13 protein-coding genes are annotated in these 13,394 nt (G+C 68.0%); 4 read left to right on the forward strand and 9 right to left on the reverse strand.

Features of this window, described 5'->3' with window-relative positions:
- The 3 genes from RWO33_RS15290 to sppA all read left to right on the forward strand — a co-directional run.
- Positions 1–399 (forward strand): DUF3106 domain-containing protein (locus tag RWO33_RS15290; RefSeq protein ID WP_314105939.1); only part of this gene is annotated, 399 nt, incomplete at its 5' end.
- Between the two features lie 72 nt (positions 400–471).
- Positions 472–1,845, forward strand: coding sequence for an MATE family efflux transporter (locus RWO33_RS15295; RefSeq protein ID WP_314105942.1), 1,374 nt, complete (start codon positions 472–474; stop codon positions 1,843–1,845).
- 96 nt (positions 1,846–1,941) lie between these two features.
- On the forward strand, positions 1,942–3,846 hold the full coding sequence (gene sppA, locus RWO33_RS15300; protein ID WP_314105944.1) for a signal peptide peptidase SppA: 1,905 nt from the start codon (positions 1,942–1,944) through the stop codon (positions 3,844–3,846).
- A gap of 163 nt (positions 3,847–4,009) precedes the next feature.
- Here the strand turns inward: sppA and RWO33_RS15305 are convergent, their stop codons facing one another.
- Complete coding sequence (locus tag RWO33_RS15305; protein WP_314105945.1) at positions 4,010–4,225, reverse strand: hypothetical protein; 216 nt, start codon at positions 4,223–4,225, stop codon at positions 4,010–4,012.
- 164 nt (positions 4,226–4,389) lie between these two features.
- On the opposite strand from RWO33_RS15305, the gene RWO33_RS15310 reads away from it, so the two are divergent.
- Positions 4,390–5,166, forward strand: a complete 777-nt coding sequence (locus RWO33_RS15310; protein ID WP_314105948.1) for an SDR family oxidoreductase — start codon at positions 4,390–4,392, stop codon at positions 5,164–5,166.
- Between the two features lie 24 nt (positions 5,167–5,190).
- On the opposite strand, the gene RWO33_RS15315 is transcribed toward RWO33_RS15310, so the two are convergent.
- From RWO33_RS15315 to dprA, 8 genes are all read right to left on the reverse strand, one after another.
- Positions 5,191–5,922, reverse strand: a complete 732-nt coding sequence (locus RWO33_RS15315) for a hypothetical protein (RefSeq protein WP_314105950.1) — start codon at positions 5,920–5,922, stop codon at positions 5,191–5,193.
- A 39-nt stretch (positions 5,923–5,961) separates the two neighbouring features.
- Positions 5,962–6,762, reverse strand: coding sequence for a DUF4124 domain-containing protein (locus tag RWO33_RS15320; RefSeq protein WP_314105953.1), 801 nt, complete (start codon positions 6,760–6,762; stop codon positions 5,962–5,964).
- A gap of 50 nt (positions 6,763–6,812) precedes the next feature.
- A complete protein-coding gene (locus RWO33_RS15325; RefSeq protein WP_314105956.1) occupies positions 6,813–7,373 on the reverse strand; it encodes a Sua5/YciO/YrdC/YwlC family protein in 561 nt (186 codons plus the stop codon).
- A gap of 60 nt (positions 7,374–7,433) precedes the next feature.
- Positions 7,434–9,935 carry a DNA topoisomerase I gene (locus RWO33_RS15330; RefSeq protein WP_145479046.1) on the reverse strand — a complete coding sequence of 834 codons (2,502 nt, stop codon included), beginning with the start codon at positions 9,933–9,935 and terminating at the stop codon, positions 7,434–7,436.
- Positions 9,936–10,124: 189 nt separating this feature from the next.
- The gene (locus RWO33_RS15335) at positions 10,125–11,033 is read right to left on the reverse strand and encodes an RDD family protein (protein ID WP_145479047.1); all 909 of its coding nucleotides are present in this window, start codon (positions 11,031–11,033) and stop codon (positions 10,125–10,127) included.
- Positions 11,034–11,080: 47 nt separating this feature from the next.
- The gene (locus RWO33_RS15340; protein WP_314105959.1) at positions 11,081–11,863 is read right to left on the reverse strand and encodes a pilin; all 783 of its coding nucleotides are present in this window, start codon (positions 11,861–11,863) and stop codon (positions 11,081–11,083) included.
- A 39-nt stretch (positions 11,864–11,902) separates the two neighbouring features.
- Positions 11,903–12,376, reverse strand: coding sequence for a DUF494 family protein (locus tag RWO33_RS15345; RefSeq protein WP_145479049.1), 474 nt, complete (start codon positions 12,374–12,376; stop codon positions 11,903–11,905).
- 42 nt (positions 12,377–12,418) lie between these two features.
- Positions 12,419–13,387, reverse strand: a complete 969-nt coding sequence (dprA, locus tag RWO33_RS15350; protein WP_314105964.1) for a DNA-processing protein DprA — start codon at positions 13,385–13,387, stop codon at positions 12,419–12,421.
- Positions 13,388–13,394: the final 7 nt, after the last annotated feature.

Here is a 13,394-nt window from a genome sequence, read left to right on the forward strand (position 1 = left end):
CTGCGCAGCCGCTACGCGCAGTGGCAGGCCCTGCCCGAATCCGAGCGCGCCCGCATTCGTGACGCTGCACGCCGGGTGGCCGCCTTGCCTGCGGCGCAGCAGCAGGCGCTGCGTGCGGGTTTCGACCAGCAGGACCAGCGCTTCCGCGACGGCTGGCGGCTGGGCCCGCAGCTGGGGCAGCACTTCCCCAAACTGCAGGGCCTGTTCGGCTACCTGCCCGCCGCGCAGCGCGAGCCGGCCCTGGCAGCCCTGCGCCAGCTCAACGAGGGCCAGCTCGCCCAGCTCATCCTGATCGCCCAACGTACGCCACCGCAGGAGCGCGACCGCGTGCGCGACCAGTTCCTCGGCCTGGCCCCCGCCGCGCGCGACGCCTGGCTGCGGGAAAATGTAGTGCGGTAAGCGTAAGATGACCGGCCGCAACCCGGTGCCTGTGCCCTCCGCGCGCTGCCGCAGTCTGCGTTCCGTGATCCCATGTCTACCGTTACCTCCACGCCGCGCCTTTCCCGGGAAGTGCGCGCCACCGGCCTGCTTGCGTTGCCGCTGGTGCTCGGCCACATCTCGACCGGCCTGATTTCCTTCGTCGACAACGTCATCGCCGGTCACCACGGCACCCAGACCCTGGCGGCCGTCACCATCGGCACGGCCCTGCTGTGGCTGCCGATGCTGATCCCGATCGGCACCCTGATCTCGCTCACCGCGTCGGTGTCGCAGCTGCATGGCGCCGGACGCGAGCGCGAGATCGGCCCGCTGTTCCGCCAGGCGCTGTGGCTGGCGCTGGGACTGGGCCTGATCATGTTCACCTTCCTCACGGTGGTGCCGCCGCTGCTGCCGGCGTTCGGCATCGCGCCGGACATCGTGCCCGGCGCGACCGCGTTCCTGCACGCCGTGCGCTGGGGTGGACCGGCGCTCACGCTGTATTTCTGCATGCGCTACCTCAGCGAAGGCATGCACTGGACGCTGCCGACCATGCTGCTGGGCTTCGGCGGCCTGCTGGTGCTGGCGCCGCTGGGTTACGTGCTGTGCTACGGCAAGCTGGGCTTCCCGGAAATGGGCGCCGAAGGCCTGGGCATCGCCTCGGCCACCATGATGTGGATCCAGGCACTGTGCTTTGCCGCTTACCTGTGGAAAACCAGGCGCTTCGCCCACCTGGAACTGTTCTCGCACCTGGAGCTGCCGCGCTGGGCGGCGATCTGGGACCTGCTGCGCACCGGGCTGCCGATCGGCATCACCGTGTTGATGGAAGGCGGGCTGTTCATCGCCACCGCGCTGCTGATCGGCCGCCTGGGTGCGACCGAGGCCGCTTCGCACCAGATCGCGATCAACGTGGCGCAGCTGTGCTTCATGATCCCGATGGGCGTGGCCGAAGCCACCACCGTGCGGGTCGGCCATGCGGTGGGCAGCGGCAACGGACTCGGCGTGCGCCGCGCATCCATCGCCGGGCTGCTGATCATCCTGGGCACGCAGACGCTGTCGGCGCTGGTCCTGCTGTTCGGGCACGATGCCATCGTCGGCGTCTACACCGCCGACCTGGGCGTGGCCGCGCTGGCCTCGACCCTGCTGCTGTATGCCGCCGCGTTCCAGTTCCCCGATGGTATCCAGGTGCTCTCCGCCGGCGCCCTGCGCGGGCTGAAGGACACCCGCGTGCCCATGTTCATCGCCATGTTCTCATACTGGGGGCTGGGCATGCCGCTCGGGGCCGGGCTGGGCCTGGGCCTGGGCATGGGCCCGCAGGGCATGTGGCTGGGCCTGATCCTGGGCCTGACCGCCGCGGCAATCCTGATGGCATGGCGGCTGCGCGTGAGCAGCCGTCGTGTCGGAAACGGACTGCCGGCTGCCATCACATAAACCCGGCCTGACGGCCCCCTTACTTGTGTCCGATGCCGCCCTGTCCGGCAGCGGCTATGCTGGTACCACGGCACGAAGCCAATTGGAGTTTTCCCCATGAACCAACCCGTGCGTCGCAATCCCGTCGCCAGCTTCTTCATCGGGCTGTGGGATGTGATGAACTTTACCCGCAGGCTGATCCTCAACCTGCTGTTCTTCGGCCTGCTGTTCCTGATCCTGGTCCTGTTCGTGGTGGCCATGGGCAAGGGGGCCAGCAGCAACCGCGCGCTGCAGGACCGCACCTCGCTGGTGATCGCGCCGGAAGGCCGCCTGGTCGAGCAGTTCAGTGCGGATCCGGTCAGCCGGGCGCTCGCAAAGGCCATTGGCGACAACAGCGCCGAGGAAGTGCAGCTGCGCGATCTGCTCCGTGCGCTGGATGCGGCACGCGAAGACAAGAAGATCGAACGGGTGGTGCTGCAGCTGGACAAGCTGCAGCCGAGCGGTTTCGCTTCGATGCGCGAAGTGGCTGCCTCGCTGCAGGCGGTGCGTGCCGCCGGCAAGCAGGTCGTGGCTTACAGCGACAACATGAGCCAGTGGCAGTACCTGCTGGCCGCGCAGGCCGATGAGATCTACCTCGACCCGATGGGCGGGGTGGTACTGGAGGGCCTCGGCCGCTATCGCCAGTACTTCCGCACCGGCCTGCAGGACAAGCTGGGCGTGGACGTGCATCTGTTCAAGGTCGGCGAATACAAGTCCGCTGCCGAACCGTATGTTCTCGATGCCGCCTCGCCGCAGGCCAAGGAAGCGGACCTGTTCTGGATGAACGACGTGTGGCAGCGCTACCTGGCCGATATCGCCAAGGCACGCAAGCTGGACGCCGCGCAGCTGGCCGCCGGCATCGACACGATGCCGGAAGGCATCGCCGCCGCCGGTGGTGACCTGGCCAAGTTCGCGCTGCAGCAGAAGCTGGTGGACGGCCTGAAGACCCGCGAGGAAGTCGAGGACCTGCTGGCCGACCGTGGCGTGGCCGACGAAGACGCCGACGGTGGCTTCCGCAACATCGACCTGGACGGCTACCTGGCCCAGCTCGACCTCCGTCGCTCGCCGGTGGACTCGCGTCCGCAGGTGGCGGTGGTGGTGGCCTCGGGCGAGATCGCCGGTGGCGACCTGCCGGCTGGCCGGGTCGGCGGCGAATCGACCTCCGCGCTGCTTCGCGAAGCGCGCGACGACGACAACGTGAAGGCCGTGGTGCTGCGCGTGGATTCGCCGGGCGGCGAAGTGTTCGCCTCCGAGCAGATCCGCCGTGAAGTCGTGGCGCTGAAGGCTGCGGGCAAGCCGGTGGTGGTGTCGATGGGCGACCTGGCTGCGTCGGGCGGTTACTGGATCAGCATGAATGCCGACCGCATCTATGCCGATCCCTCGACCATCACCGGTTCGATCGGCATCTTCGGCATGATCCCGAACCTGTCGCGTTCGCTCGACAAGATCGGCGTGCATACCGACGGCGTGGGGACCACCCGCTTCGCGGGGGCCTTCGACATCACCCGTCCGATGGATCCGGCGGTGGGCCAGGTGATCCAGTCGGTGATCAACAAGGGCTATGCCGATTTCACCGGCAAGGTAGCCGATGCACGCAACAAGCCGGTCGAGGCGGTGGACGAAGTCGCCCGTGGCCGTGTGTGGAGCGGCGCGCAGGCCAAGGAGCGCGGCCTGGTCGATGCTTTCGGCGGCCTCAAGGACGCCGTCGCCGATGCGGCCAACCGCGCCAAGCTGGGCGGCCCGGACAAGGTGCGCGTGCGCTACATCGAGAAGGCGGCCACCCCGTTCGCACAGTTCCTCAGCGGCTTTGCCGGCAGCCACGCCGGTGCCTGGATGCTGGGCGAAACCGGCATGGCGCGGATCATGCTGGCCCGGTCGATGCCGGAAGTGGACACCCAGCTGCGCTTCGTCGAAGACGCCGCCCGCGACCCGCGCGGCAGCGCCCCGGTGAAGGCACTGGCCTACTGCTTCTGCGGGTTCTGATGGCGGATCACGACCAACGGTCGTGATCTACCCGATGCGATCGTCCCGGTAGGTCACCACCGTTGGTGGTGATCCACCCGATGCGATCGTCCCGGTAGGTCACCACCGTTGGTGGTGACGCGCTTCAACAAAAAAACCCGGCCAAGGCCGGGTTTTTTATTCCTTACCGGCCCGCTTCGACCTCGTCGGCGGCGCGGGTGTCGGGTGCCTTCTCCAGCGTATCGCGCGCGGCCTTGGCCTTGTCCAGCGGCTGCTGCATGGCGTCACGCAGCGCCGTGGCCTGCGGTTCGGGTGGCTTGTCCGGTGCCGGCGGCACCGGCCGGTTGCAGCCGCACAGCGCGAGCAGGCAGGCCAGCGGCAGGACGATACGGATCAACATGGCAACCTCGCGGGCAAGCCCAGGGAAGCGCAGTGTCGCACCGCTTTGCCAGCCCATGTGTGATGGGGTGCGCCGCACGGGCATGGGCGGTATCCTCCCCGCAGCGTTGGATGCGGTGTCCGGCGCAGGACGTACAGGGCCGTGGCCCAGGGCAGGAGAAGCAGGTGAGCGCGCATCGTTGGCGACTGGATGGACAGACCGCATTGATCACCGGTGCCAGTGCCGGTATCGGCCTGGCGATCGCGCGCGAGTTGCTGGGTTTCGGTGCCGACCTGCTGATCGTCGGCCGCGACGCCGATGCACTGGAAATGGCCCGCGACGAACTGGCCGACGCCTTTCCCGACCGGGAGATCCACGGCCTGGCGGCCGACGTGTCCGACGACGAAGACCGTCGCGAGATCCTGGACTGGGTGGAGGACCACAGCGATGGCCTGCACCTGCTGATCAACAATGCCGGCGGCAACATCACCAAGGCGGCCACCGAATACACCGAAGACGAATGGCGGGGGATCTTCGAGACCAACCTGTTCTCGGCCTTCGAGCTGTCGCGCTATGCGCATCCCCTGCTGGCGCGCCACGCGGCGTCGGCCATCGTCAACGTGGGCAGCGTGTCCGGCCTCACCCACGTGCGCAGCGGTGCCGTATACGGCATGACCAAGGCGGCCATGCACCAGATGACGCGCAACCTGGCGGTGGAATGGGCCGAAGATGGCATCCGGGTCAACGCGGTGGCGCCCTGGTACATCCGCACCCGCCGCACCTCCGGTCCGCTTTCCGACCCGGATTACTACGACCAGGTGATCGAGCGCACGCCGATGCGGCGCATTGGCGAGCCCGATGAAGTCGCGGCGGCGGTGGGATTCCTGTGCCTGCCCGCGGCCAGTTACATCACCGGCGAATGCATCGCGGTGGACGGCGGTTTCCTGCGCTACGGGTTCTGACGCGTACGCACCAGCGGTGCGTACCTAGCCCGGTACGGCGCAGCTGCTCGCGGCCAGCACCGCCTGCAGGCGGCTGCGTTCAGCCGCGGCGTCGGCGGCCTTGTCGGGCGAGGCGAAGCGCTCGCGGCCGCGCGCGTCGCGGAAGCGCTGCTGCCATGCATTGCAGCGCTGATCTTCGGCGATCGGCTCGCACGCGTCGCGCACCACTTCGCAGCTGGCGGCATTGACCGGCGTGTTGCCGCCCAGGCCGGTGACCGCGAGCAGCTCGCAATGCGGTGGCGCGGGCTCGAGCTCATGCAGGTAGCGCCCGCCGTCCCGGCCCTGGCACTGGTAGATCTCCGGCAGCGGCGACGTCGGTTTTCCGTCGACCGGTATCTCGTCGCCCGGCTTGGGCAGGTTGGCACTGTCGAGGATCGCGGTACCGGTGGGCACGACGTAGGCCTCCGAGATGTCGCGTTCCATCGGCCTGGCCTTGCCGGGCACCTGCGGCGGCAGGGTCGCCGGTGGTTCGGGCCGCGCCGCCGGCGCGGTCGCCGGCTGCGGCAACGGTGACGGGGTGGGGCTGGTGGACACCGTCACCTCGGTACGTGCCGGTGCGGCGTTGCTGCGCTGGATGACCTGGTGGCTGCCGGCCGGGCACGGGCTGCCCTGCAGGGTCACCTTGTCGTCGGCATCGGTACAGCGGAACACGATGCCGCCCTCGGCCATGGCCGACGACGACGCCACGCACAGCAACAGGAGCCAGCCGGGTTTCATCGGCGCAGGATACAAGAAACACCGCGACGGCTGCAGGTGTCACCTGCAGTCGCGGTCCAGCCGTGCATCCACGCCACGCTGTTCGCGGCTGATCGCATCGCGTTCGCCCTGCAGCGCGCTGTTGTAGCGCCGCACCAGTTCCCAGCGGCGGTCGCGCAGGATCGAACAGACTTCGCTGGCCGGCAGGGGGTGGCACTGATCGCGCACCAGTACGTTGCCACCGGGCACCACCACGTCGTGGTAGGTCCCGGGATAGCCCGAGCCTTCGGTCTGCCACTGAGTGCTGCCGCTGCCTACGGTGAAGCTGCCGCCGCCGCGCGAACCACCGCCGGAAACCGTGAGCGAGCCACCACTGGAGGTCACCGAACCGCTGCCCATCGGTGCGATCGGCGGCAGCGGACGTGGTCCGGGTCCCGGTCCATGGCCCGGGGGCGGACGTACGCCGCCCGGGCCACGCCCGGGCAGCCATGCGCTGGTCCACACCGGCACCCAGCGCGGATTGCCTTCGCTGGTTTCGCTGGTGTAGCGGCTGCCGTCGTCGCGGATGCATTCGTACATCGGCTGCGGTGGCTGCACCTGCACGTAGCGCACCTCGCGTCCGGGTGCGGCAGGCGCCGGCGTGGCGGGAGCGCGATCGCTGCGCACCACGCTCGGCGCGGGATCGCGCGGCCGCTGCATCTCGCGCACTTCCTGGCGGCCGTCGCGGCAAGGGGCATCCTGCAGCGATACCGCCCCGTTGCTGCCTACGCAGCGGTAGACACGCACGCTGCTGTCCTGCGCCGCCAGCGGGGCGCTGCAAAGCAGCAACACGTACAGCGGGAGGGCGGGGTGTGGGCGCATGGCCGCAGTGTGCCGCCTTGCCTGTGCAGGCGCAAAGAACGCCATGCGGCTCAGGTGCGCAGGACGTGGCCGGTGAGGGCGTCGCGGATCGGGGTGGGCTGGTCCAGGCCACCGGTGGCGCCGTCAACCAGCCCGTCCAGGTCGCGCAGCAGGTTCGGGTCCAGTTCGTCCCGGCTGCGCGCCGGCGGCCGGCCGGCCAGGTTGGCGCTGGTGGACACCAGCGGCCCGTCCCAGGCGCGGGACAGCGCCGCCACCAGCGGGTGCGCGCTGATCCGAACGGCAATGCCGCTGTGTTCGCCGGTGATCCAGCGCGGGGCGCGCGGGCCTGCGGGGAGGATCCAGGTATGCGCACCGGGCCAGGTGGCCAGCACTTCGGCGCGGCGCCCTGGCGGCAGGGCGTCTACCTGCACCCACCCGTCCAGCTGGGTCAGCGCGGCAGCCACCAGGATCATGCCCTTCTCCACCGGGCGCTGCTTGAGCTGCAGCAGCTTCAGCACGGCGGCCTGGTTGCCCGGATCGCAGCCCAGCCCCCACACCGCTTCGGTGGGGTAGGCGATGACAGCGCCGGCGCGCAGGGCGGCAGGGGCGGTATCTACGGTGAGTTCTTTCATTGCCAGGACCCTTCCGCTGCGTCGGGTGTACGCCCGACCAACGGTCGGGCGCTACCTGTCTCAGGCCTTCTTGGTGGCGGCCTTTTTGACCGCTGCCTTCTTGGCGGGCGCCTTCTTGGCAGGCGCTTTCTTTGCTGCGGCCTTCTTCGTCGCCGCCTTCTTGGCTGGCGCCTTCTTGGCGGCCGCCTTCTTCGGTGCCGCTTCCTTCTTCACCGCAGCCTTCTTGGCCACGACCTTCTTGGCCGCCTTCTTGCCGAAGCCCTTGCGCACCGGCTTGCCGGTTTCTTCCATCAGCTGCTGCACTTCGGCCAGGGTCAGCGACGCGGGCTCGCGATCTTTCGGGATCTTGCCGTTCATCTTGCCGTCGCTCAGGTACGGGCCGAAACGGCCGTTCAATACCTGGATCTCGCTGCCGTCGAATTCCTTGATGATCCGGTTGCGGGCGATCTCTTCCTTCTCTTCGATCAGGAACACCGCGCGGGCCAGGTCGATGGTGTAGGGGTCGTCTTCCTTCTTCAATGAGGCGTAGGTGCTGCCGCGCTTGGCGAACGGGCCGAAGCGGCCGATGCCCACGCTGACGTCCTCGCCCTTGTCCTCACCCAGCGCGCGCGGCATCAGGAACAGCTCCAGCGCGTCTTCCAGGTTGATGGTGTGCATCGACTGGCCCGGGCGCAGCGAGGCGAACTTGGGCTTGTCCTCGGCGTCCTCGGCGGTGCTGCCGATGGCTGCGTACGGCCCGAAGCGGCCAAGCCGCACGCTGACCGGCTTGCCGGTCTTGGGGTCGGTACCGAGCTCGCGCGCGCCACTGGCCTCGGCGCGATCGACCGATTCCTTCTTCTCTTCCACCAGCTGGTTGAAGGGTTCCCAGAAGCGGGCCATCAACGGAATCCAGTCTTCTTCGCCACGCGACACCGCATCGAGCTCGTCTTCGAGCTTGGCGGTGAAGTCGTAGTCCACGTACTGGGTGAAGTGGCTGGAGAGGAACTTGGACACCGCCCGACCGACGTCGGACGGACGGAAGCTGCGGCCCTCCATCTCCACGTACTTGCGGAACAGCAGGGTCTGGATGATCGACGAATAGGTCGACGGCCGGCCGATGCCATATTCTTCCAGCGCCTTGACCAGCGCCGCTTCGGTGAAGCGCGGCGGCGGCTGGGTGAAGTGCTGTTCGGCGATGATGCGGTCCAGCGGCACGCGGTCGCCCGGCTTCATCGCCGGCAGCTTGCGGCCCTCGTCGTCGTCGTCGGCGCTCTTGCTGTCCTTGCCTTCCTCGTACACGGCCAGGAAGCCGGGCACCACCACGGTGGTGCCGCTGGCGCGGAACACGTGCTCGCTGCCGGCAGAGAGATCGACACTGACGGTATTGAGCGTGGCCGGGATCATCTGGCTGGCCACGGCGCGCTTCCAGATCAGCTCGTACAGCTTGCGCTCGTCGTCGGTGAGGTAACGCGAGACCTGCGCCGGGGTCCGCAGGGCCGAGGTCGGGCGTACCGCTTCGTGCGCTTCCTGGGCGTTCTTGGACTTGGTCTGGTAGGTATTGGGCTTGTCCGGGAGCGCGGCAATGCCGTAGTCGCGGGCGATCACGTCGCGGATTTCCGCCAGCGCGTCCTGCGACAGGCTGACCGAGTCGGTACGCATGTACGAGATCAGGCCCACCGTGCCTTCGTCGCCGATGGCCACGCCTTCATACAGTTTCTGCGCCACCTGCATGGTCTTGCGGGTGGTGAAGCCCAGCTTGCGCGAGGCCTCCTGCTGCAGGGTGGAGGTGGTGAACGGTGCCGCCGGGCGCCGCTTGCGCTCCTTGCTGGCCACGTCGGTGACATGCAGCGCGCCCTGCGCGGCCTGCTGGATGCGCAGGCGGGCGGCTTCGGCGGTGTCGCCGTCGGTCACGGTGAACTGTTCGAACTTCTGCCCGTCCAGCTTGATCAGGCGCGCATTGAAATGCTGCGAGGGATGCGCGCAGGCGGCATCGATGCTCCAGTACTCGCGGGCGATGAAGGCTTCGATCTCTTCCTCGCGCTCCACGATCATGCGCAGCGCCGGGCTCTGCACGCGGCCGGCGGACAGGCCGCGCTGGACCTTGCGCCACAGCACCGGTGACAGGTTGAAGCCGACCAGGTAATCCAGCGCGCGACGCGCCTGCTGGGCATCGACCAGGTCGCTGGCGATGGCGCGCGGGTGGTTCATGGCCTCCTTGATCGCACGCGGAGTGATCTCGGTGAAGACCACGCGCTGCATCGGCTTGTCCTTGACCAGCCCGCGTTCCTTCAGGATCTCGGCGATGTGCCAGCTGATCGCCTCGCCTTCGCGGTCCGGGTCGGTGGCCAGGAAGATGTCGTCAGCGCCCTTGGCAGCCTTGGCGATGGCATCGACGTGCTTCTCGTTCTTGTCGATCAGGTCGTAGCGCATCGCGAAGTTGTTGTCGGGGTCGACCGCACCTTCCTTGGGGACGAGGTCGCGCACATGCCCATACGAGGCCAGGACGGTGAAGTCCTTGCCGAGGTATTTGTTGATCGTCTTGGCCTTGGCAGGCGATTCGACGATGAGCAGGTGCTTGGGCATGTCGTTGATTTCTGTGGGCAGCAGCCCGGGGGAGGGCGCTAGGGTGGAGCAAAAGGCCGCATTAGTGAAGGGCAGCCGTCGATTTCCATAAACTGAACGCCCGGTTATGCGCCGGGCGTTCAGGTTTTGCGCCTGTAAGAGGAATCACGCCGGGGCCGCCCATGTCAAGCGGCCGGGTGTGAGGGCCGCTCAGGACATGGTGGAGGCAATCACCCCGAACATGGCGATCACCAGCGCGATGCTGGCCACGGTCAGGATGCCGCTGATGACCAGGATCACGATGGTCACCGTACCCAGTCCGCGTTCCTGGAAGCCGGCATTTTCGGTGAAGGCCCACTTGTCCACCACCAGGGTGTCGCACAGCATGTCGTGCAGCGCCTGCTTGCGCTCGGTGAAGGCGGCCATGATGAAGCCGATCATCAGGGTGAGGCTGCTCAGGATGAAGCCGAAGTAGCGGCCGACGCCGCGCAGGAAGGTGATCCGCTCACCATCGCTGCGCACGACCTTGATGCCGACGGCCATCTTGCCCAGGGTGGCACCGCCCTTGGAGGCGTGGAAGCCGGCGTAGTAGCCGATGCCGATCACGAAGCCGCCCAGCATCGCCACCATGCTCAGCACGACCGCCAGGGTCTCGTTGCCGCTGGCCGCGCCGATCAGGTTGAACACCAGGCTGACCGGGACGTTGATGATGGCGACCACGACCGAATCCAGGAAGTACGCCGCATAGCGTTTCCAGAAGCCGGCATAGACCACCTCGCCGCCGGTGACCACGGCGCTGCCGTAGCTGTCGGTTGCGCCCGGCGCGGTGTACGGCGAGTAGGTGCCACCACCGGTACCGGGAAGCGGCGCAGTGCCGTTGTCGATGGCGCTGTAGTCACCGCGCAGGTCGAAACCGCTGCCGAGGTTTTCGCTCGCGCTGGTCAGGTTCTGCAGCTGCAGTTCGTCCACCGCTTCGGACACCGGCTTCCACTGCGGGTAGCCTTCGCGCCAGACCAGCGTGGTGAGGCTGATCTCGCCGCGCTGGAAGCGCTGGCGCAGCTCTTCGGCCAGCAACGGGCCCTGGCGCTGCTGGCCTTCGGCGTAATACCACTCAGTCATTGCGTACTTCCCCTTCTGGATTCATCCGTAAATTGTGAAGATGCGGCTCAGCCGCGGCATTGCGCCGGGACGTACTTCGTGTCCAGATCGCTGCTGCACGTCCACTCCTGGCTCTGCATGTCGTACTCGAACCAGAGCATCTTGCCATCCAGCGCGCGTTTGTCCGGCACCGAGAACTCCATTTCGATGCCGCACTTGTCTTCGCCGAAGCGGCCGATGCGCACCGCACCCACGTACTCGGCGGCATAGGAGGTGGGGCTCTGGAAGCCGTCGTCGCCGTTGACCGGGCAGCGCTCGGTGTCCATCGCGAACACGGTGACCTGGTTCTTCAACTGCGACACGATGCCCACCGCATTGGCCACCTTGGCGCGATGCAGGTAGTCGTTGTAGGCAGGAATCGCGATTGCGGCGAGGATGCCCATGACCACCAGGAAGCCGATGCCCAGCACCAGCCCGATCACCAGGCAGCCGGAGGTCTTCTTCGGCGGGGGCGCGATACGGGCGTACGCGGGTGAGGCGGCATAGGCGGGCGCCGGGCCCGGCACTGCGTTGCGCGGTTCAGGCGTATCGAAACCGGGAATGCGCGGCGGGGTCGGCACGGCCGGCTCCAGCACCGGTGCGTCCGGGGCAGGTTCGACGGCCGGCGGCGGTGCGATCACCAGGCCCAGCTCGTCGGCCACGCTGCCCAGGGGCTGCCACTGCGGCAGCCCGTCGCGCCAGACCAGCGTGTCCAGCGCGATGCGGCTGGACTGGTACAGCGCGATCAACTCTTCAGACGCCAGCGGACCGCGCTGCTGACGATTTCCTTCTGCATAGAACCACTGGCTCACTATCCATTCCCCTGAATGCGCAAGGCGCCCAGTGTACGGTCAGTGAAGCGGTTCCGGTTCGTCCACGAACATCTGGGTTTCCATCCAGGCGTAGGCGGCTTCGGCGCCGGGCTGGTTGAACAGCACCATCAGCACCACCCACTTCAGGTCGTCCAGGTCCAGTTCGTCCTGGTCCAGGGCCATGGCCCGGTCCAGCACCAGCTCGCGCTGGTTGGCGTCCAGGATGCCGTGCTGTTCCAGGAACATCAGGAAGCCGCGGCCTTCCACGTCGAGCTTGTCCAGCTCCGGACCATGGAAAATGCGCACGGGACCGTCGACCCGGGCCACGCTGACCGCCGGCCGCTGTTCGGCCAGGGCATCGAGCCAGTCGAACGCCTTGTTGATCTCGGTGGGGCTGAAGCCGGCCTGTATCAGGCTGTTCTGGAGGGTATCGCGATCACGGACGATGTCCGCGTCTTCGCTGAAATAGTGTTCAAACAGGTACAGCAGGACATCCAGAATGCTCTCTTTCATTGCCCCTCGGCCTGCGTCGACGACGCTGTGGAGGTGAAGAAACTAGGGTTTTCGACAGTAGCGGCCATGCCTGGCAACCACCTTTCCATCCAGTTCCATGATCAGCAGCATGGCCGACAGCTGCGTTGCCGTCAATCCGCTGCGCTGGATCAATGAATCCATACCCGTTGGGTTTTCATCCAGGACGTTCCACAAGCGCTGGTAGTCCGGTGGGAGAGAGGGGGAGGCGGCAGTCGGTGCTGGCCGTGCCTGTTCAGTGGGGGCGCCCAGGCGCGAACGCAAGGCCTGGCCCAGCCGGGCGGCCATCCCGCCGAGCCCGGCGACCACCTCGGCCGGGTCCTCGACCAGCTGCGCGCCGTCCCGGATCAGCCGGTGGCAGCCGCGGGAGCGCGGATTGCGGACCGAGCCGGGCAGGGCGAACACCTCGCGCCCGGCCTCGGCGGCCAGCCGGGCGGTGATCAGCGCCCCCGAGCGCAGAGCCGCCTCGATCACCAACGTGCCCAGGGTCAGCCCGGCCACGATCCGGTTGCGGGCCGGGAACTGGCCCGGGCGCGCCGGGGTGCCGGGCGGGTATTCGCTCACCACCGCACCGTGTTCGGCAACGCGGGCCTGCAGGTCGGCGTGGTGCGGCGGGTAGGCCAGGTCCAAGCCGGTGGCCACCACCGCCACGGTGCGTCCGCCGGCGGTATCCAGTGCCGCCTGGTGGGCGCGCGCATCCACCCCTGCGGCCAGCCCGCTGAACACGGCCAGGCCGCTGCGGGCCAGCGCGGCGGAGAATTCCGCCGCCAGCTCGGCGCCGCTGGGCGAGGGCGTGCGGCTGCCCACCACGGCGACGCCCGGATGCCACAGCGCGGCAGGGTCGCCGGCAATGAACAAGGCCAACGGCGCGGTGTCGAGCTCGCGCAGCAGGCACGGGTAGTCGGCATCGCCGGCCGCGAGCAGGTGGCGACCGGGGTGTTCCAGCCAGGCCAGGGCGCGGGCGAGCGCGCGCGGTTCGGGCAGGGCGAGCAGGGCACGC

The sequence above is a fragment of the uncultured Stenotrophomonas sp. genome, from assembly GCF_963519925.1.
GTDB lineage: Bacteria > Pseudomonadota > Gammaproteobacteria > Xanthomonadales > Xanthomonadaceae > Stenotrophomonas > Stenotrophomonas maltophilia_AE.

Excerpts from the sequence above, each read along its gene's own strand:
- RWO33_RS15295 (WP_314105942.1), top strand. The coding sequence starts at position 472 with ATGTCTACCGTTACCTCCACGCCGCGCCTTTCCCGGGAAGTGCGCGCC.
- sppA (WP_314105944.1), top strand. The coding sequence starts at position 1,942 with ATGAACCAACCCGTGCGTCGCAATCCCGTCGCCAGCTTCTTCATCGGG.
- RWO33_RS15305 (WP_314105945.1), bottom strand. The coding sequence starts at position 4,225 with ATGTTGATCCGTATCGTCCTGCCGCTGGCCTGCCTGCTCGCGCTGTGC.
- RWO33_RS15315 (WP_314105950.1), bottom strand. The coding sequence starts at position 5,922 with ATGAAACCCGGCTGGCTCCTGTTGCTGTGCGTGGCGTCGTCGTCGGCC.
- RWO33_RS15320 (WP_314105953.1), bottom strand. The coding sequence starts at position 6,762 with ATGCGCCCACACCCCGCCCTCCCGCTGTACGTGTTGCTGCTTTGCAGC.
- RWO33_RS15325 (WP_314105956.1), bottom strand. The coding sequence starts at position 7,373 with ATGAAAGAACTCACCGTAGATACCGCCCCTGCCGCCCTGCGCGCCGGC.
- RWO33_RS15330 (WP_145479046.1), bottom strand. The coding sequence starts at position 9,935 with ATGCCCAAGCACCTGCTCATCGTCGAATCGCCTGCCAAGGCCAAGACG.
- RWO33_RS15335 (WP_145479047.1), bottom strand. The coding sequence starts at position 11,033 with ATGACTGAGTGGTATTACGCCGAAGGCCAGCAGCGCCAGGGCCCGTTG.
- RWO33_RS15345 (WP_145479049.1), bottom strand. The coding sequence starts at position 12,376 with ATGAAAGAGAGCATTCTGGATGTCCTGCTGTACCTGTTTGAACACTAT.